This window comes from Arsenicicoccus sp. oral taxon 190 (assembly GCF_001189535.1).
Lineage (GTDB): Bacteria > Actinomycetota > Actinomycetes > Actinomycetales > Dermatophilaceae > Arsenicicoccus.
Map to the genome: position 1 here is coordinate 94753 of NZ_CP012070.1, position 19073 is coordinate 113825.

A 19073-nucleotide genomic window follows, 5' to 3' on the forward strand; every position below is an offset into this window, starting at 1 on the left:
GTGCCGGGCCGGACCTCAGCGGGAGCGGTGAGCCCGGTAGTAGTCGATCAGCGCGCGGGTCGAGGGGTCCTGCTGCGCGAGCGCCTCCTGGTCGCCCTCGATGGCCGGGCCCACCTCCTTGGCGAGCTTCTTGCCGAGCTCGACGCCCCACTGGTCGAAGGAGTCGATGCCCCACACGACGCCCTGGACGAAGGTGATGTGCTCGTAGAGCGCGATCAGCTGCCCCAGCGTCGACGGCGTCAGCGAGGGCGCCATGATCGAGGTGGTGGGGCGGTTGCCGGAGAAGACACGCGCGCTGACCAGCGCCTCCTCGGTGCCCTCGGCGCGCACCTCCTCGGCGGTCTTGCCGAAGGCCAGGGCCGCGGTCTGGGCGAGGAAGTTGGCGAGGAAGAGCTCGTGCACGTCCTGCGCGCCGTCCTGCAGCGGGTGGCTGGGGTTGGCGAACGCGATGAAGTCGGCCGGGACCAGCCGGGTGCCCTGGTGGATCAGCTGGTAGAACGCGTGCTGGCCGTTGGTGCCGGGCTCGCCCCAGAAGACCTCGCCGGTGTCGCAGGTGACCGGGCTGCCGTCGTAGCGGACCCCCTTGCCGTTGGACTCCATGGTCAGCTGCTGCAGGTATGCCGGGAACCGGTGGAGGTACTGCGCGTAGGGCAGCACGGCGTGCGTCTCGGCGCCGAGGAAGTTGACGTTCCAGATGTTGAGCAGGCCCATGAGCGCGGGCACGTTGCGCTCCAGCGGGGTGGTGCGGAAGTGCTCGTCCATCGCGTGCATCCCGGCGAGGAGCTCCGCGAACCGCTCCGGCCCGATGGCGACCACGAGGGAGGTGCCGATCGCCGAGTCGACGGAGTAGCGGCCGCCCACCCAGTCCCAGAAGCCGAAGGCGTTGGCGGGGTTGATCCCGAACTCCGCAACCTTGTCCAGCGCCGTGGAGACGGCGACGAAGTGCTGCGCGATCGCCGACAGCGCCTGGTCGCTGTCACCCTCACGGATGGCGCCGCGCTCGGCCAGACCGTCGAGCAGCCACTTCTTGGCGAGGCGGGCGTTGGTCAGCGTCTCGAGCGTCGTGAAGGTCTTGGACGCGACGATGAAGAGCGTCTCCTCGGGGTCGAGGTAGGCGGTCTTCTCGTGCACGTCGGTGGGGTCGATGTTGGAGATGAAGCGCAGCTCCAGCCCCTCCTGGCCGTAGGGCTTCAGCGCCTCGTAGGCCATGACGGGGCCGAGGTCCGAGCCGCCGATGCCGATGTTGACCACGGTCTTGATGCGCCGGCCCGTCACGCCGGTCCAGCGGCCCGAGCGCACCTCGTCCGCGAAGGCGTAGACCTTGTCGAGCACCTCGTGCACCTCCGGCACGACGTCCTGGCCGTCGACCTCCACGACGGTGCCCCGCGGGGCGCGCAGCGCGGTGTGCAGCACGGCGCGCTTCTCGGTGACGTTGATCCGCTCGCCGGAGAACATCGCCTCACGCCGCTCGACGACGCCGACCTGCTCCCCGAGGGCGACGAGGCTGCGCAGCACCTCCTCGTCGAGGAGGTTCTTGGACAGGTCGACGTGCAGGTCCGCGGCGTCGAAGCTGAACCGGGCGGCCCGGTCGGGGTCGGCGGCGAACCAGCCGCGCAGGTTCGGTCGCAGCTGCTCGTGGGCGGCGGTCAGGGCCTGCCAGGCGTCGGTCGTCGTCGGGTCGACAGGGTGGGGCATGACGAACCTTCCTCGCGGTGATGTCTGACGTCGGTGGTGCGCGGCGAGGACGCCCTTGTCATCGCTGTGTGGCCGGGGGCCACACCTCCGATCTAACCACCTTGAGCCCCGGCTGGGGACCCCGGTGGGGACAGATGTGCAGGTGGGAGCACTGCGCACCGCGATCGAGCGGCTGGTCCTGCAACGCTTGAACGGTCAACCCGGAGGCCGTCGGGCGACCCAGGACCCGGGGCGTGGCCAGGTTGTGCCGCGCTGGGCGGCATACGGGCGGGGTTTGTGTGCAGGTTGCCCAATGAGTCTCCCCTGGGTTGCGCAGATTGATAGCCACGAGCACAGTCGGGTGGACAGACAACCGGAGAGAGGGAGACCCATGGTCCAGGCCGAGCCGTACCGCATCAAGATGGTCGAGCCGCTGCACATGACGACGCGCGAGGAGCGCGAGCGGGCGATCAGGGACGCGGGCTACAACACCTTCCTGCTCCGGAGCAAGGACTGCTACATCGACCTGCTGACCGACTCCGGCACCTCCGCGATGAGCGACGCGCAGTGGAGCGCGATGATGCTGGGCGACGAGGCCTACGCCGGCGCCCGCTCCTTCGACAACCTGTGGCACGCCGTCGAGGAGTGCTACGGCTTCCCCTACACCTGCCCCACCCACCAGGGCCGCGGCGCCGAGCACCTGATCTCCCAGATCCTCATCACGCCGGGCCAGCACGTGCCGGGCAACATGTACTTCACGACCACGCGGGCGCACCAGGAGCTCGTCGGCGGCACCTTCCACGACGTGATCATCGACGAGGCACACGACCCGGCCGCGATCCACCCCTTCAAGGGCAACGTCGACATCGCCAAGCTCGAGGCCCTGATCGACGAGGTCGGCGCCGACCAGATCGCCTACGTCAACGTCGCGCTGACCGTCAACATGGCGGGCGGCCAGCCCGTGTCCCTGGCCAACATCAGGGCGGTCCGCGAGGTCTGCGACCGGCACCACATCATCCTGTGGTCCGACGCGACGCGGCTGGCCGAGAACGCCTACTTCATCCAGCAGCGCGAGGAGGGCTACGCCCACAAGAGCTGCGCGGAGATCGCCAAGGAGATGCTGTCCCACTTCGACGGCCTCACCATGTCGGGCAAGAAGGACTGCCTGGTCAACATCGGCGGCTTCCTCGCCATGCGCGACGAGCAGATCCTGGTCAAGGCCCGCGAGCTCGTGGTCGTCTACGAGGGGATGCCGACGTATGGCGGGCTGGCCGGTCGCGACCTGGAGGCCATGGCCGTGGGGCTGCGGGAGGCCCTGGACGACGACTACCTCGCCCACCGGATCGGGCAGGTGCGGTACCTCGGCGAGCGGCTGGTCGAGGCGGGCATCCCCGTCGTGCAGCCCATCGGCGGCCACGCGGTCTTCCTCGACGCGCGCGCCTTCCTGCCGCACGTGCCGCAGGAGGAGCTGCCGGCCCAGTCCCTCGCGGCCGAGATCTTCGTCGAGTCGGGGGTGCGCGCGATGGAGCGCGGCATCGTCTCCTCGGGCCGCAACAAGGCCGGCGAGCACAACATGCCCAAGCTCGAGCTGGTCCGCCTGACCATCCCCCGCCGCGTCTACACCAACGCCCACATGGACGTCGTGGCCGACGCGGTGATCGCCGTATGGCGGCGGCGCGAGTCGATCCGGGGGCTGCGCTTCGTCTACGAGCCGCCGACGCTGCGGTTCTTCACGTCGCGGTTCGAGCCGCTGCCGGCCTCCCCGCTGCCCGTGGCCGAGGGCTCCCGCGAGGACCACGCGCTCGCGCACTGAGGCTCGCCCAGCGGGCCCACCCGACGTGGTGGGGCGGCGTCAGACCAGCCGTCTCACCACGTCGTCGAGCATGGCCTCGGTCAGCCGGCCGGTGAAGGTGTTCTGCTGGCTCACGTGGTAGCACCCGATCAGGCGGATCTGCCGGCCCCGCGCGGTGACCAGGGTGGCCTCGGCGCCGTGGCCGAAGCGCGGCGCCGGGCGCGGGACCGTCCAGCCGAGACGGCGGGCGGCGCTGATCGCCTGCGCCCACCCGATGCCGCCGAGCGCGAGGACGCTCACGAGATCCGGCTCCACGAGCGTCAGCTCGCGGTCCAGCCAGGGGGCGCAGGTGGCCTTCTCGTGAGTGGTGGGCGCGTTGTCCGGCGGGGCGCAGTGGACCGGGGCGGTGATCCGGATCCCCGTCAGCTCGAGGCCGTCCGCAGCGTGGACGCTGGTCGGCTGGTTGGCGAAACCGGCGCGGTGGAGGGCGGCATACAGCCAGTCCCCGCTGCGGTCACCCGTGAAGATGCGGCCCGTGCGGTTGGCGCCGTGGGCGGCGGGGGCAAGGCCGACGATGAGTGCCCGCGGCCGCGGGTCGCCCCAGCCCGGCGCGGGGCGCCCCCAGTAGGGCTGGTCCGCGAACGCCGCCCGCTTGGTGCGCGCCACCGTCTCGCGCCAGGCGACGAGGCGCGGGCAGGCGCGGCAGACGGCGACGCGGGCGTCCAGCTGCGCCAGCGACCGGGCCGACCCGGCCAGCCGCACCACGTCGTCCGGTTCGGCGGCGCGCGGGGTGCGCGGCCGGGAGGGGTCGCCGGGCCATCCGGTGCCCGGCGGCACCGGCGAGGGGTGCGGGTCGCCCGTGCCGGGGTGCAGTCGCGGCTCACTCATCCCCCCACCCTCCCACCTACCGGCGGCCGCAGGATCAGCCGGGGTTGCTTCACCAGGCTGATCGAGCGGCCGCCGGTAGGCGGATCAGCCGGGGTTAGCTCACCAGGATGATCGGACCGAGGCCGGTCGATCTGTGGTCAGGGACGCACGGGGCCGGAAGAGAGGCTTGCGGTGGGCGTGGGGGCCGTCGTCGCGCCGGGGGGGCCACTCGGGCCAGTCGTCGGACTCGTCGCCGGTGGCGGGGTCGGGGGCGTCGGACCCGTCGTCGTCGTGGGGGACGCGCTGGGGCTGATCGTGGCCGTCGGCTGCTCCGCCAGGAGCGACGGCAGCGACGCGGGCGGGCGCCAGGACTGCTCCCCCCGGTCCAACACCTCCTGGGTGGGGTGCCAGGGGTCACCGCCGGCCACGGCGCGCGGCACGACGTTGGGCTGCTGCCGGCCGTACTCGTCGGCCGGCGCGACCCGCTCCTCCTCCGGGCGCACCACCAGCGGCCGCCCAGCCTCGTCGAAGAGCCGCGCCTGCGGCACCGGCCGACCCTGCTCGTCGTAGACGAAGACGTTGGAGACCTGCGACCCGTCGTTGCTCACCCCGGCGCCGACACCGGCGCCTGCGCCTGCCGCAGCAGGTCGTCGGGGAAGCCGTAGAACCGGTCGACCAGCTGCCCGGCGAAGACCAGCGCGACCAGGACGCCCACGGTGTCGAGCAGCCCCATGGTCACGGCGGTGGCGTGGGAGCGCTGCCGGCGCCGCAGCCCGAGCCAGACGCTCACGGGGACCGCGACGAGCAGCAGCAGGACGCTCACCGGGGCACCCACCCCGAGGATGCCGTGGAGGCACCACACGGCCAGGAACGCCCGCGCCAGCCACCACGCCGGCCGCAGCGTCACGAGATAGTCCTGGGTGGCCCGCAGCCACGTATGCCGTTGCACCGTCTCGGCATACGCCGCCTGCAGCTGAGCCGCGGCCTCCCGCATCCCCCTGATGCGGGAGGCCACGGCGGATCGTGGGGGCAGACCGGCGGCGGCCCGCAGCTCGACGGCGTAGTCCTCCGGCTCGCCCAGGCGCGCGAGGAGCGAGCCTGCCTCCGAACGGATCTCGGCGAGGTCCGCCTCCATCCCAACGGTCAGCTCGTCGAGGTCGTCGGCGCGCAGGTCGTCCAGCGCCCGCCGGACCCTGGTGACGTAGTCCCGGATCTCGTTGTCTCCCAGCACGATCGTGTCGCCACTCATGCCACTGCCTCCGCGTCCTTGAGCAGGTCTTCCATGGTCCCGGCGAAGGCGCGCCACGTCTTGCCCTGCCGCTCGAGGGTCGCGCGCCCCTCCTTGGTGATGCCGTAGTACTTGCGGTGCGGTCCCTCGTCGCTCGGGACGACGTAGGAGGTGAGGGCGCCGCCGGCGAAGAGGCGGCGCAGCGTGCCGTAGACGCTGGCCTCCCCCACGTCCTCGAGCCCGGCCGCCCGGATGCGTCGCACCACGTCGTAGCCGTAGCCGTCCTCGCGGGCCACGACGGCGAGCACGGCGAGGTCGAGCACCCCCTTGACCAGCTGGGTGGTCTCCATGTGCACCTCCTGGTTCTTCGGTTCGCAGACTACCGTGGATAGCGCAATAGCGTCCAGAGCGGAATACCGGGATATGAAGAACGCCCGCCCGGACCGTGGCGGCGGAGTCGGTCCGGACGGGCGTCCGGGGCATCGCAGTCGGCGACGCCCCACGTGGACGACGTGCGTCGCGCCGTGAGCAGGGGCGCAACGCACGCCGTTGACCGCCCGAGGGGGTGGCGGCCGGGCTCGGCGTCCTGCCGGAGCCCTGGGAGGGCCGAGAGGTACCGCGGGGATCCACTCTCGACCTGACGTGCTGGGGTGGTGCCACCGTAGGTTCCCGCCCGTCGACCCGGAAAGACCACGTCCAGGCCGGGGCGCTACCGTGAAGGGCGTTCACGGCTCTCAGCACGGCATTCACGGGCCCGGTGCCCCCGTCGGCGAGAACCTTCACGAGCTGCGGGAGGAGGCAGATGGACCAGCCAGCAGGGACCTCCCGCTTCGCGGCGGCACTGGAGGAGGCGTTGTCGCGACGCCGGCTCCCGCTCGCCCGGGTGCAGGCCCGGCTCGCGGCCGTGGGCCTGCCGGTGGCCGTCAGCACCCTCAGCCAGTGGCAGCACGGGCACCGGGTGCCCCGGTCCCCGCGATCGCTCGCCGTCGTCGACGAGCTCGAGCGCATCCTGGCGGTGCCGGCCGGGTCGCTGCGGCAGCTGGTGGACGAGGCCGACGACCGCCCTGTGCCGGGAAGGCCTGTGGTGTCCTACGCCGAGGCCTACGACAACCTGCTCGAGCAGCTCGGGATGCAGGCCACCCCGCCGCTGGAGATTCTCGGGGCGCACGACCGGATCCTGCTGGACCACCGGGGCAGCCTGGTGAGCCGGCGCACCACGATGGCGCTGCGCATGACCGCCGCCACCGACCGTCAGGCCATCGCGCACGGGGTCGACCCGGGCGGCGACGTCGACCTGGTGCGGATCACGGCGATCGCCGGGTGCCGGCTCGGTCGCGTGGTGCGCGACCGAGCGGCCGGGGTCGTCGTCGCCGAGCTGCACTTCGACCGCCGACTCTCCGCCGGCGAGACGGTGGTGCACGAGGTCGAGATCGAGGACGGCAACGACGCCCTCGCCCACGACTACTTCCGGTGGTCGCTGTCGGAGATCCCGCTCCTGGTCCTCGAGGTCACCTTCGACCGCCGGCTCGTGCCGACGACGGTGCACGAGTTCGCCCGCCGCCGCTCGGACGCGCCGGACGCCGAGACCCGTGAGCTGTCCCTGGCCGGCGGCGACCACGTCCACGTGGTGCACCAGCCGGCAGCCGCCGGGGTGCACGGGATCCGCTGGTCCTGGCCCGAGCACCGCGCCGCCGGCGGCGGCTGATCGCGACGCCGGCGGCGCATGACCGGGACGCCGGCGAGTCCGTCGACCGTCCCCGGCGGCCGTCCCCGGCGGCCGTCCCCGCGGCCGTCCCGTCGGCCGTCGACGCTCAGCGCGACACGAGCTCCGTGGTCATCGCCTGCGAGGCGGGGACGTCCCGCGTGATCAGGCCCTGCGAGCGCATGAAGGTCGACATCGCCTGCCACTGGCTCGGCACCAGCTTGCCGGTGACCGTGCCGCCCGGCCCGAGCATGACGGCGGTCGTGGCCTTCAGGGTGGCCCGGGCCGTCGTGGCGGCCTTCTCCTCCCCCAGGTTGGGCACGAACGCCGCGGAGTCCTTCATCGCCCGGTCCGGGTCGTCCTTCATGGTCTGGATGCCGTCGAGCATCCCGTCGGCGACCGACCTCACGGTGTCCGGGTGCGCCTCGAGGTAGGCCCGCGTGGTCACCAGCGAGATCGACACCAGCGGCACGGAGCCCGAGCGCGTCAGCGGGACGGACCGCACCTTCAGCCCGGCCAGCCGCATCTGCACCGTGTCGTTGTTGCTGAACCCGGTCACGGCGTCGACCTTGCCGGTCGCCAGCGCGGCCTGGGAGGTGTAGCCGATCTCGGTGACCGATACGTCGTCGGCGGAGATCCCCGCGTCCTTGAAGGCCGCCAGGGCCCCGAGCCAGGAGGCGCCATACCGGCCGGGCACGCCGAGGCGACGTCCTCGCAGGTCCGCAGCCGTCCGGATGGGCGAGGACTCGGGCACGACCAGCTCGACGGGGTACGTGCGGTAGTAGGAGGCGACCGCCACGAGGTCCAGGCCCTTGGCGCGCGCCTCGACGAGCTCGTCGCCGCCGGCGATGAGGAGGTCCTCCTGGCCGGAGGTCAGCGCGGTGAAGAGCCCCTCCTGGGTGCCGTGGTGCCGCACCGACACATCGACCCCGCGGCGGCTGAAGTAGCCCTCCTTAATGCCGATGTACCACGGCGCGAACTGCACGTTGGGGATGTAGCTGAGGCCCACCGTCGCGCGGCCGCCCCCGCCCCCACCCCCAGCGGAGGCGCTCGCGCCGCTGCTGCGGACGACCGCGCCGTCCCCGCCGCCGCACGCGGACAGGGCGACGACGGAGGCGAGTCCGGCGGCCGTGAGGAACGATCGGCGGCTGATGGTCACGGGGGGTGGTCCTCTCGGTGGATGGATGGGTGGCGGGGGTCAGCCCCGCGGGGTGTCGCGGACGTCCGCGACGATGGTGGAGCGTCGCTCCACGACCTGCAGCAGCACGTATGCCGTCGCGGCGATGGCACAGAGCATCCCGATCACCGCGAACATCCCTGCCGTGTCGACGGCGTCGCGCTGCAGGGTGAGGAGCGTCCCGAGGCCCTGGCCGCCCATGACCATCTCCCCCACGACGGCGCCGGTGATGGACAGGGTGAAGCCGTTGCGGATCCCGGCGAGGACGTTGGGCAGCGCGAGCGGCGCCTCGACGTGGCGCAGCAGGTCCCAGCCGCCCGCGCCGTCGATGCGCGCGGCGTCGACGACCTCCTGGGGCACGTGGACGAGCCCGACGACCGAGGAGATGAGGATCGGGAAGAACACCATCAGCGAGCACAGCGTGACGATCGCGGTGAAGCCGTAGCCGACCCAGAGCACGAGCAGCGGGGCGAGGGCGATGGCGGGGATGGCCTGCGTCGCGCCGAGGAAGGGCGTGATCGCGGCGTTGGCCCAGCTCGACCGGTGGACGAGCACGGCGAGCGGCAGCGCGACGGCGGCGCCGAGGGCGCAGCCGCCGACGGCCTCGGCGAGCGTGAGGCCGACGTAGGGCCAGACCGTCGACCCGGAGAGCATCCCCGCCAGCCGGGCGAGCACCTCTCCGGGACCGGGCAGCACGAAGCCGGGCAGCCCGGAGAAGGACACGGTCAGCTGCCAGGCCACCAGCAGGACGGCACCGAGGACCAGCGGCGCGAGCAGGCCGCGGCTGCGTGGGCGGCTCATCCTCACCTCCGGTCGACTCCAGGCCACGTATGCCGCGTCCGGGGTCACCGTCGGTCGACGGACGCGCGCCCGCGCGGGGTCGGGCAGGACGATCGTCCCGGCCGACGCCACGTCGACGCCGCGTGCTGCCTCCCATCCGGACTTTCACCGTCGGTCCTGGAGTTTCACCAGGTCAACCGCCCACCTCGAGAGGTGGTCGGGTCGCGGACTGTCACCGCCGGCTCGGAATTGCACCGACCCCGGAGCACGTGCTGGCGACAGTCTAGGCGCTGAGCGGGCGGTCCCGGGCCGCGGTCCGGCGGACGAGCCCGGACCGGCGTCACCCTCAGGGTGCGGCGAGCCCGAGGCAGACGCCGTCGAGGATGTCCCGCTCGGAGACCACGACCACGGGGTCGGCCCCCGCGGCGACGACGCGCTCCACCACGCGGCCCCACAGCAGCGCCCCGGCGGCGATGACGTCGACCCGGCCGGGGTGCATGAAGCCGAGCGCGGCGATCTGCTCCCGGGGCATCCGCACCAGGTCCTCGCAGGCGCGCCCGATCTCCTCGGCACGCGCCTGCGACAGGTGGATGACCCCGGAGTCGTAGTGCGGCAGCCGCAGGACGTGGGCGGCGACGGTGGTGACGGTGCCGGCCACCCCGACCAGCGTGCGCACCCCGGCGAGGGGGACGGTGGCGAGGGCCTCCTCGAGGTGGGCGTCGACGTCGGCGAGCGCCGCGGCGACCTCCTCGGAGGTGGGCGGGTCGTGGTGCAGGTGGCGCTCGGTGAAGCGCACGCAGCCCATGTCGACCGAGCGGGCGGCCTCCACGTGGGTGGTGCCGCGCACCAGCTCGGTGGAGCCGCCGCCGACGTCGACGACGAGGTAGGGGCCCGGCACCCCGGCCGCGGCGAGGTCCCCGGTGGCCCCGAGGAAGGACAGCTCGGCCTCCTCGGCGCCGCTCACGACCTCCGGCGACAGGTCGAGGTCACGGAACGCCCCCTGCACCCCGGCCGCGAAGTCGGCGGCGTTGCTGGCGTCCCGCGACGCCGAGGTGGCGACGAACCGGGCCCGCTCGACGCCGAGACGGTGGCAGTCCTCGGCATACTCCTCGCACCGGGCGAGCGCCCGCGCCATCGCGGCGTCGCTGATGCGACCGGTGCGGTCGACGCCCTCGCCCAGCCGCACCACCTCCATGCGGCGGGTCACGTCGTGGATCGCGCGGGTGGCCGGGTCGACGTCGGCGACCAGCAGGCGGATCGAGTTGGTGCCGCAGTCGATCGCCGCGACCCGGTGAGCAGCGCCCGGGCTCATCGACGCTGCCAGCCGTCCTCGGTCTCGACGACGCACAGGCCCGGGGACCACCACTGCCCCACCGCCGCCACCGCCTCGTCCCCCAGCGGGTTGACCCCCGGGCCGGCGGCGAGGGCGTGGGCGGCGAGGACGTGGAGGCACTTGACGCGGGTGGGCATCCCCCCGGCGGAGACGCCCTCGATCTCGGGGACGGAGCCGAGCTCGGCCCGGTCGGCGAGGTAGGCCTCGTGCGCCTGGGCATGGGCGGCCGCGAGCTGCTCATCGTCCTGCAGCCGCGCGGTCATCTCGCGCATGACCCCCGCGGCCTCCAGGGTGGACAGCGCGCCGGTGAGCCGCGGGCAGGTGGCGTAGTAGGTCGTCGGGAAGGGCGTGCCGTCGGGCAGCCGGGGTCGGGTGCGCAGCACGTCGGGTCGCCCGCAGGGGCAGCGGTGGGCGACCTCGACGACGCCGCGGGAGGACCGGCCCAGCTGCGCCTGCACGGCCTGGGCGTCGTCGGGGGTGAGCCCCTCGGGCGGGGTGGCCTCGCTGCTGGTCACGGCGGGGTGCTCCTTCCGACCCGCGAGGTGGGGTCCGTATGCCGCCGGGCCCGCCGCGCGTCGGGGCAGCGGCTGTCCGCCCGGCGAGGGGTGGTCAGCGGCGGCTGGTGGGGCTGGTCGCGCCCGGCCGCGCGGACGGGGTGGAGGTGGCGGGTGCGGGCTGGGTGTTCTGGATGTGCGGGGTGGAGCCGGGCGACGTCGTGGCTCCCGGTGCCGCGCCGAGCCGGTCGGCGGAGTCGAGGGAGGACCACACCTGGCCGTACCACGGCAGGTCCTGCGACGCGAGGTCCACGCCCACCACCTTGGCGTCCACCGAGGTGCTGCGACCGCTGTCGGGGTCGAGCACGGTGTAGCTGGTCTCCCCCGGCTTGACGAAGTGCAGCCGGGCGCGGATCTGCTGCTCGACATACGCCTGGTCGTCCCACCGGGCGCGCTCGGCGGACAGGTCCTGGACCTGCCGCTGCTGCTCGACGATGGACCGCTGCAGCGACGTGATCTGGTCGCGCTGCTCGAGGTATCGGCGCAGCGTCGGCACCAGCATGATCGCGAGCATCACGACGATGGCGGCGAGCCCGGCCAGCCGCCGCAGCGTCGCCGGGCGCATCCGCCGGCCGCTACCGCCTCCGCTGCCTCCACCGGCCCCGCTCTCGCCGGCCGAGGAGGTCCGGCGGGGGCTGGTGCCGGGGCGGCGGGCCTGGCCGGAGGCCCCGGCAGGTCGCCGCGACGCCCCGGGGGCAGCACCGGAGGAGGGACGCCTCGCGGTGCGGGGCGTCCCTCCTCGGGAGCTGCTGGACGGCATGGACCCCAGACTAGGCGTTGGCGCCCTTGAACCGCGGGAACGCGCCCGCACCGGCGTAGACCGCGGCGTCGTCGAGCTCCTCCTCGATGCGCAGCAGCTGGTTGTACTTAGCCACGCGCTCGGAGCGGGCCGGGGCGCCGGTCTTGATCTGGCCGCAGTTGGTGGCGACGGCCAGGTCGGCGATGGTGACGTCCTCGGTCTCGCCGGAGCGGTGGGACATCATGCAGCGGTAGCCGTTGCGCTGGGCCAGGTCGACCGCGTCGAGCGTCTCGGTGAGCGAGCCGATCTGGTTGACCTTGACCAGCAGCGCGTTGGCGGTGTCGCTGGCGATGCCGCGCTGGAGGCGCTCGGGGTTGGTGACGAAGAGGTCGTCGCCGACCAGCTGGACCTTGTCACCGAGCTGCTCGGTGATGGCCTTCCAGCCCTCCCAGTCGTCCTCGTTGAGCGGGTCCTCGATCGACACCAGCGGGTAGGCCGCGACGAGCTCGGCGTAGTAGGAGATCATCTCGTCGGCCGACTTGGTGCCGCCCTCGAAGGCGTAGGAGCCGTCCTGGAAGAACTCCGAGGCCGCGACGTCCAGCGCCAGCGCGATGTCCTTGCCGGGCTCGTAGCCGGCCGCGCGGATCGCGTCGAGGATGAGGTCCAGCGCGGCGCGGTTGGACTCGAGGTTGGGGGCGAAGCCGCCCTCGTCGCCGAGACCGGTGGCCAGGCCGCGCTCCTTGAGCACGGACTTGAGGGCGTGGTAGACCTCGGCGCCCCAGCGCAGCGCCTCCTTGAAGGAGGGCGCGCCGATGGGGGCGATCATGAACTCCTGGATGTCGACGTTGGAGTCCGCGTGGGACCCGCCGTTGAGGATGTTCATCATCGGGACCGGCAGGACGTGGGCGTTGGGGCCGCCGACGTAGCGGAACAGCGGCAGGCCGGCGGACTCGGCGGCGGCCTTGGCCACGGCGAGCGAGACGCCCAGGATGGCGTTGGCGCCGAGGGAGCCCTTGTTGTCGGTGCCGTCGAGGGCGATCATCTCGGCGTCGACGAGGCGCTGCTCGGTGGCCTCGTAGCCCAGGACCCGCGGGGCGATCTCGTCCAGGACCGCGTTGACGGCGTCCTCGACGCCCTTGCCCAGGTAGCGACCCTTGTCGCCGTCGCGCCGCTCCACGGCCTCGAAGGCGCCGGTGGAGGCGCCGGAGGGGACGGCCGCGCGGGCGATGGTGCCGTCCTCGAGGGCCACCTCCACCTCGACGGTGGGGTTGCCGCGCGAGTCGAGGATCTCGCGTGCGCCTACTGCTTCGATGTTGGCCACAAGAACTCTCCTGATCGATGTCTACGGTGCGTCTCGAGCCTATCCCGTGACCCTGGGGGCGCACGCCGCCGGTGGCGGGTGAACCGAGCCGACGTCCGACCCGTGGACGGTCCGGGCCGTATGCCGATCGGGCGCCCGCAGCCGGGCCGTGTGCCGACCTGGCCGCCGCTCAGGTGGGGCGGTCGGCCGCGGCGGCGACGTCGCGGACGGTCGCCCGCAGCGCCTGCTCGGGGTCGATGCCCCGGGCGCGGGCCTGCAGCACCAGGGCCAGCAGCGCCGCGCCCAGGTCCTCACCGGGCGCACCGGTCGCGTCGGTCGCGGCGTCGGCGGCGTCAGCGACCAGGTGGCCGCGGCCGGACCGCTCCAGCCGGGAGGCGAGCTTGCCGGCGAGGGCCAGGGCGGGCAGCGAGGCGGGGACGCCGTCGAGGACCCCGGAGCGGTGGGGCTTCTCCGCGGCCTTGATGGTCTCCCAGTTGGCCTCCACGTCGGCGGCGCCGGACACCACGGTGTCGGCGAAGACGTGCGGGTGGCGCCGCTCGAGCTTGGCGATGATCCCCGCCGCCACGTCGTCGACGTCGAAGGGGGTGTCGGGGTGCTCCTGGCCGACGCGGGCGTGGAAGACCACCTGCAGCAGCACGTCCCCGAGCTCCTCCACGAGGTGGGCCCGGTCGCCGGACGCGATCGCGTCGGCCAGCTCGTGGGCCTCCTCGACGGCATACGGCGCCAGCGTCTCGTGCGTCTGCTCGGCGTCCCAGGGGCAGCCGCCGGGCGAGCGCAACCGGTCCATGACCTGGACCAGCTCGAGGAGTCGCGCGCCGCGCGGGGTCGGCCCGACGGGCGCGGTGCCGGTCATCGCGGGCGGGTCAGGGGGCGCCGGGGGCGGTGGTCGCGGTCGCGTCGGCGACCAGCCAGTTGCGCGCCTCGGGCTTGATCTCCAGCGCCTTGGGGTCGAAGGTGCCGTAGCGCGGGTTGAGCTTGATCGACGCGCCGCGGAGCTCCTCGGCGACCTTGGTCCGGGTCGCGTCGTCCATGTTGTTGAGCGCGACGGCCGACTTCACGAAGGCCAGCGTGGCCGGGCTCGGGTCGTCGATCTTGTCGAGGTACTTCTTGGCCATGTCGTCGGAGATGCCCTTGCCGGCCTGCTGCATGGCCGGGAGCACGAAGTGACCGTAGGTCAGCAGGCTCACGACGTTGGACGGCTGGACCGGCTGCGTCGCCTGGCTGGACCCCGTGTTGAACTCCCGGGTGGCCTTCTGCACATCCGACTCGAGGATCGTCTGACCGTCGACGATCGCCGCGGCTCGCGACTCGGCGCGCTCGTCGCACGCGGAGAGGAGTCCGGTGGCGGCGACCACCACGACCATCGTGCCGGTGAGCACGCGCTGGGAAGCAGGCACCTTCAGGGTCCTTTCGCCTTCTGTCGACAGCCCGACCCGCTCGGCGGCGGCAGGGCACGCGGCACAGCCTAGTCGGTGTCCCGGTCCGCCTCGACCGGCACCCGCAGCGGGGCGCCGGTGAGGCTCGCCACGACCACGCTCGCCGGGCGCGGGCCGCCATGGTTGTCTGGCTTGTCGGGGTTGTCGGGGTTGTCGGGGCGCTCGGGGCGCAGCACCAGCCGGCGGGTGTCACCCTGGGCGAGCGGCCACCAGCCCGTGTCGGCGCGCCACCCGGGCAGGTGGGCGTGGACGCCCGCGACCCCGGGGCCGATCGCGGTCACGTCGACGTGGACGGCAGGTCCGTGGCGCCGGGCCACGGCGCTGAGGTCGGGCTCGGCGCTGCCCGTGGGGACGGGAACGAGGAGCCGGGCGGCGGTGACGTCCCCGTGGGCCGTGCGCCAGGTGGCACGCAGCAGCGAGTAGGCCGGCTCGGGCGCGAATCGCCAGCTCCACCCGAGGTCCCGGAAGCCCCCGAGCTCCTCCTCCACCTCCACCTGGACCCGGCCGCGCGGCGGCACCGCGAGCTCCCGGGTGGCGTCGAGGACGGTGGAGCCGTGCCGGTCCTGCGCGGCCAGGAGGAGCGTGCCGGAGACGGGTTCGGAGGTGTCGTTGACGGCCTCGAGCACGATGCCGTCGAGCCCGCGGTCCACGAGCAGCAGGGCGACCGGGGCCAGCACGTCCCGCAGCGCCAGCAGCGGGGCCTTGGGGGCGCCCGCGGCGTCGAGCAAGCCCCACCCGGGCCCGGGCGCCAGGTCCCGGTGGGCGAGGACGATGCCGCCCGCGGTCGGGGTGAGCGAGGAGCGCCACACGGCAAAGGTCTGGGTGATGGCGGTGGTCGCGGCCAGCCGCTGCAGGTCCTCCCAGCGCTCCTGCTCGTCGCGGTCGGCGTGGACCCGGGCGGGGTCCGCGACGGCCGGCACGTAGTGGTCGGTGACGTCCACGAAGTCCCAGCCGGCGCCCCGGTCGTGGGGCGCGGCGCGCCGCCAGTCCGAGCCGGGCCCTCGGTCGTCGGGGGCTCCCAGGGCGTCCAGGCCGGACGCCTCCGGCGGTATGCCGAACGCCAGCGCCTCCGAGGCGAAGGACACCGGCGCGGTGCGGGCGTCCTCCAGCGGTCGCTGGTAGGCGCCGACCCCGAAGTAGTGGCTGACCCCGTGCTGGAGGCTGACGGGCCGGGGGCCGCCGGAGGGGCTGGAGGTGACGTGGACGGCGCCCGGCGCCAGCTCGCGCGCGAGGCGCGGGAGCAGGTCGTGGACGGCGGTCATGCGACGGCGGGAGGCGGGCAGCCCCAGCAGCGTGGGTTGCTGCTCGGTCTCGGTCCCGCCGCAGACCACCGCGAGGTGCGGCCACCCCTGCCAGGGCGTCAGCTGGTCGACCAGCTCGGCCTCCAGCTCGGCCAGCCAGGCCGGGTCCTCCGGCGGGTCGAAGGTCGCGAGCATGGCGTCCTGCCAGACGAGCAGGCCCCGCTCGGCCGCGAGCTCGCGCAGCACGTCGTCGGCGTAGGTGCCGGTCCCGGGGACCCGCAGGAGGTTGAGGCCGGCGCCTGCGAGCGCGTCGAGGTCCCGGGCGACCTGCCCGCGGTCGCTGACCCAGCCCCGGGGGTCGGTCATCGTCCACACGGCGCCCCGGACGAAGACGTCGACGCCGTTGACGACCAGCGCGAAGCGGCCGTCGTCGCGGCGAGCCTCGGTGCGGGACCAGCCGACCCGTCGGTCCAGCACGGTCTCGCCGGCCACCTCGACGCGCAGGTGGTGCAGGGTGGGCTCGCCGTGCGTGTGCGGCCACCACAGCGCGGCGTGGCGCCCCTCGTGGCGCAGGCGCAGGTGCTGGACGCCGTCCTCGGCCGGGGACCAGGAGGCGGGGAGCGCGACCCCGTCGAGCGTGACCCGGGTGTCGTCGAGCGGCTCGGCACCGGCCTGAGCGCGCAGGTGCAGCGACAGTGTGCCGAGCCAGCCCTCACCGCGCTGCTCCGCGCCGGTCTGCAGCGCGACCACCTCGACCCGCGGTCTGGCGCGCAGCGTGACCGCGCCGAGGATCCCCACCGGCGGCAGCGCCCCCTCCCAGGTGGGGATGCGCCCGAGCAGCGGGGTCCGCCGCCAGCGCAGCGTGGCATCGGGGACCAGGGAGCTGCGCCAGCGCGGCCGGGGCCTGCGGGGCACCGGCGTCTCGTCGAACGACGCGATCCGCACCGCCACCTCGTGCGGCCCGGCCGTGAGGTCGCCCACGTCGACGACGTGCCGTCGAAAGGCGTTGTCGCTGCGCAGGACCCGTATGCCGTCGACGTGGACGTCGGCGTGGGTGGTGAGGCGGTCGAGCACGAGCTGGGCGTCCGGCAGCGGTGCTGCGAGGGTCAGCTCGCCGCGCCACCACCACGCGGCGTGGTCGGCGTCGGCCAGCGCCTGCGGGCCGTAGGTGGCGGCGACCTGCGGGGTGGCCGCGAGCGAGCCGGGGACGGTCGCGGGCAGCCAGCCGTCGTCGGGCAGGGTGGCGGGGTCGAGGTCGGCACCCGCCGGGGACCGGCGGACGTGCCACCGGATGGGCGGGGCGGCGCCCCCGGTCGAGGCGCTCATCCGAGCGTGGTGGCGGCGCGGTCGACGGCCCGGCCCCAGTGCTCGACGGCGCGCTGCAGGGTGGGCTCGACGTCGCGCCGGCGCCCGCCGGTGATCCGCGCCAGGGCGAACTGGAGGTTCTTCATCTCCTGGGAGACGACGTCGAAGTCCGTTGCCGCAGAGTCCAGCTCATCGGCCCCCGGGCCCCCGCCCCGCGCGAGCCAGCGGCTGGCGTCGGCGGCCGCCTGCGCGGTGAGCCCGAGCTGGCGGGTGGAGGTGAAGGAGTAGCGGTGGAAGAAGTCCATCCCCCGGTCGGGCAACGAGGGCAGCAGCGCCCGCACCGACGCGGCGAGCTCGACCACCGGGTTGTCCGCGGGCCGGCGCGCGAGGTGCTCCCGGGCCAGGGTGCGGGCCCGCGACCGCAGCGTGGCGCCGCCGGGCACCGGCTCGGCGAGACGGACGCGCTCGACATACGGCTGGGGGGTGCACGACTCGGTGCCCTCGACGGCGAGCGCACCGTCGTAGTCCTCCCCCGACAGGGCGTAGAGGCCGCTGTTGTGGAAGTAGGTCATGGTGCGCTCACGCGGGTCCACCCGGACCGGCACGATCGTGGTCTTGACGCGCTCGGTGCGGTAGGACACGCCCTCGGTGTCCGGCAGCCACCAGGCGTCGGACTCGACGGTCACGAGCTCGCCCGCGGCGAGGTGCTCCAGGACGTGCTCCTCGACGGTGCGCCACAGGTTGATCTCGCCGACCTCGAGGCCGTAGAGCGCGCGGAGGTCGTCGGTCTGCGGCTTGAGGAAGGCCCAGGCGCCGGGGACCGTGCCACCGCTGAACGCCACCACGCCCAGCGCCTCGGGGTCGGCCCCCAGCGCGGCCACGATCTCGATCCAGATGTCGAGGTAGCAGTTGGTCTGGGTCCACACCCGGTCGTCGGCGTGCAGCCGGTGAGGGGTGAAGGTCCGCGCGTCGAGGTGGTCGAGCCTCATCGCGGGTCGAGACCGAGCCGGCCGCGCACCTCCGCCGGCCAGGACGGGACATCCATGCCGTGCGTCGCGAAGAGCGCGACGGTGACCCGCTCGAGCCCGAAGCCGATGCACGAGCTGTGCGCGGGCTCACCGTCGGGGGTGGTGATGTCGAAGTCCAGGCCGAAGTGGTCGTTGTGGTAGTTGGAGGAGCCGAGCGCGACGCCGGGGTTGTCCGCGCCGTAGACCTTGCACTCGAACTCCACCTTGAGCCCCGCGTCGCGCTGACCGGCGGCGAAGATCTTGGCGGCGCGCCCGAAGAAGGGGTCGTTGGCCGGCACCTCCTCGATCTCCAGGCCGAGGGAGGTGAGCAGCTCGGGCCCCACGCGACGCCCCAGCTCGCGGTGCTCCCGCGCCTGCTCCGGGGTGCCGATGCAGACCTTCTCCCGCATCCGGAAGGACACCAGGCGCATCGGGTCGTCCGACGGCTCGTGCCGGAAGCAGCGGTTGCCGGTCTCGTAGACGTGGGCGCGGTCGATCCGCGTCCCCGCGTGCAGCGGGTAGGTCTGGTGGCAGGGCGCGGACAGCAGGTCCAGCCGGGCGGGGGTCAGGTGCGTGGTCCAGTCCTCGCCGGCGTTCTTGGCGGCCACCATCGCCTTGTGCTCCCGGCTGTCGCCGGTGAAGACGTCCACCGACCCGATCAGCTGGGGGAACGAGTCCAGGTAGCCGGTCCGCTCGAAGACCGGCTGGGTCAGCAGCGGCGGGAAGGACATGCGTATGACGCCCTCGGTCGGCTCCATCTCGTGGACGAGCCGCTCGACGCCGGCGAGGACGTCCTCGAAGGTGCCGGTGAAGGCGGACAGCCCCCGCAGCGGGAGCTCCACCATGTGGCCGGCGTCGATCAGGTCCTGACGGAGGGCGAGCTCGCGGTCGTGGCGTGGCATGGCTCCAGTGTCCTT

18 protein-coding genes and 1 riboswitch are annotated in these 19073 nt (G+C 73.6%); of the genes, 2 read left to right on the forward strand and 16 right to left on the reverse strand.

The genetic code is table 11. The features are described from left to right. Window positions 1-15 precede the first annotated feature (15 nt). Entirely contained in the window at window positions 16-1695 is a 1680-nt protein-coding gene (gene pgi / locus ADJ73_RS00455) for a glucose-6-phosphate isomerase (RefSeq protein ID WP_050346619.1), read from the reverse strand. A 370-nt stretch (window positions 1696-2065) separates the two neighbouring features. Here pgi and ADJ73_RS00460 point away from each other — a divergent pair, with 370 nt between their 5' ends. After that, on the forward strand, window positions 2066-3487 hold the full coding sequence (locus ADJ73_RS00460) for a tyrosine phenol-lyase (RefSeq protein ID WP_050346620.1): 1422 nt from the start codon (window positions 2066-2068) through the stop codon (window positions 3485-3487). Window positions 3488-3526: 39 nt separating this feature from the next. On the opposite strand, the gene ADJ73_RS00465 is transcribed toward ADJ73_RS00460, so the two are convergent. The 4 genes from ADJ73_RS00465 to ADJ73_RS00480 all read right to left on the reverse strand — a co-directional run bounded on the left by ADJ73_RS00465 (window position 3527) and on the right by ADJ73_RS00480 (window position 5911). After that, window positions 3527-4354: a uracil-DNA glycosylase gene (locus tag ADJ73_RS00465; protein ID WP_050346621.1), complete on the reverse strand. Its 828-nt coding sequence runs from the start codon at window positions 4352-4354 to the stop codon at window positions 3527-3529. Window positions 4355-4491: 137 nt separating this feature from the next. After that, window positions 4492-4941 carry a hypothetical protein gene (locus ADJ73_RS00470; protein ID WP_050346622.1) on the reverse strand — a complete coding sequence of 150 codons (450 nt, stop codon included), beginning with the start codon at window positions 4939-4941 and terminating at the stop codon, window positions 4492-4494. After that, entirely contained in the window at window positions 4938-5582 is a 645-nt protein-coding gene (locus ADJ73_RS00475) for a hypothetical protein (protein ID WP_050346623.1), read from the reverse strand. The genes ADJ73_RS00470 and ADJ73_RS00475 overlap by 4 nt, the downstream gene beginning before the upstream one ends. Beyond that, window positions 5579-5911 (reverse strand): PadR family transcriptional regulator, encoded by a 333-nt coding sequence (locus ADJ73_RS00480; protein ID WP_050346624.1) that lies wholly within the window; start codon window positions 5909-5911, stop codon window positions 5579-5581. Before ADJ73_RS00480 ends, ADJ73_RS00475 begins: the two co-directional genes overlap by 4 nt. 452 nt (window positions 5912-6363) lie before the next feature. On the opposite strand from ADJ73_RS00480, the gene ADJ73_RS00485 reads away from it, so the two are divergent. Continuing rightward, window positions 6364-7266 (forward strand): hypothetical protein, encoded by a 903-nt coding sequence (locus ADJ73_RS00485; RefSeq protein WP_050346625.1) that lies wholly within the window; start codon window positions 6364-6366, stop codon window positions 7264-7266. 106 nt (window positions 7267-7372) lie between these two features. Here the strand turns inward: ADJ73_RS00485 and ADJ73_RS00490 are convergent, their stop codons facing one another. The 11 genes from ADJ73_RS00490 to ADJ73_RS00540 form a co-directional block, all read right to left on the reverse strand. Continuing rightward, window positions 7373-8422: an ABC transporter substrate-binding protein gene (locus ADJ73_RS00490; RefSeq protein WP_050346626.1), complete on the reverse strand. Its 1050-nt coding sequence runs from the start codon at window positions 8420-8422 to the stop codon at window positions 7373-7375. Between the two features lie 39 nt (window positions 8423-8461). Continuing rightward, complete coding sequence (locus ADJ73_RS00495) at window positions 8462-9241, reverse strand: ABC transporter permease (protein ID WP_156188046.1); 780 nt, start codon at window positions 9239-9241, stop codon at window positions 8462-8464. Window positions 9242-9360: 119 nt separating this feature from the next. Further along, window positions 9361-9492: riboswitch (FMN riboswitch) on the reverse strand. Between the two features lie 74 nt (window positions 9493-9566). Further along, window positions 9567-10532, reverse strand: a complete 966-nt coding sequence (locus ADJ73_RS00500) for a Ppx/GppA phosphatase family protein (protein WP_050346627.1) — start codon at window positions 10530-10532, stop codon at window positions 9567-9569. Continuing rightward, a complete protein-coding gene (locus ADJ73_RS00505; RefSeq protein ID WP_050346628.1) occupies window positions 10529-11068 on the reverse strand; it encodes a DUF501 domain-containing protein in 540 nt (179 codons plus the stop codon). Before ADJ73_RS00505 ends, ADJ73_RS00500 begins: the two co-directional genes overlap by 4 nt. A 94-nt stretch (window positions 11069-11162) precedes the next feature. Beyond that, window positions 11163-11672: an FtsB family cell division protein gene (locus ADJ73_RS00510; RefSeq protein WP_050346629.1), complete on the reverse strand. Its 510-nt coding sequence runs from the start codon at window positions 11670-11672 to the stop codon at window positions 11163-11165. Window positions 11673-11877: 205 nt separating this feature from the next. Then, window positions 11878-13167, reverse strand: a complete 1290-nt coding sequence (gene eno, locus ADJ73_RS00515; protein WP_050346630.1) for a phosphopyruvate hydratase — start codon at window positions 13165-13167, stop codon at window positions 11878-11880. 169 nt (window positions 13168-13336) lie between these two features. Then, window positions 13337-14020 carry a MazG family protein gene (locus tag ADJ73_RS00520; RefSeq protein ID WP_050346631.1) on the reverse strand — a complete coding sequence of 228 codons (684 nt, stop codon included), beginning with the start codon at window positions 14018-14020 and terminating at the stop codon, window positions 13337-13339. Window positions 14021-14030: 10 nt separating this feature from the next. Then, window positions 14031-14564, reverse strand: a complete 534-nt coding sequence (locus tag ADJ73_RS00525) for a hypothetical protein (protein ID WP_156188047.1) — start codon at window positions 14562-14564, stop codon at window positions 14031-14033. Window positions 14565-14632: 68 nt separating this feature from the next. Then, window positions 14633-17170, reverse strand: coding sequence for a glycosyl hydrolase 2 galactose-binding domain-containing protein (locus ADJ73_RS00530; protein WP_050346633.1), 2538 nt, complete (start codon window positions 17168-17170; stop codon window positions 14633-14635). Further along, the gene (locus ADJ73_RS00535) at window positions 17167-18138 is read right to left on the reverse strand and encodes a DUF1839 family protein (protein WP_050346634.1); all 972 of its coding nucleotides are present in this window, start codon (window positions 18136-18138) and stop codon (window positions 17167-17169) included. The genes ADJ73_RS00530 and ADJ73_RS00535 overlap by 4 nt, the downstream gene beginning before the upstream one ends. Beyond that, entirely contained in the window at window positions 18135-19058 is a 924-nt protein-coding gene (locus ADJ73_RS00540; RefSeq protein ID WP_050346635.1) for a hypothetical protein, read from the reverse strand. The genes ADJ73_RS00535 and ADJ73_RS00540 overlap by 4 nt, the downstream gene beginning before the upstream one ends. Between the last annotated feature and the right edge of the window lie 15 nt (window positions 19059-19073).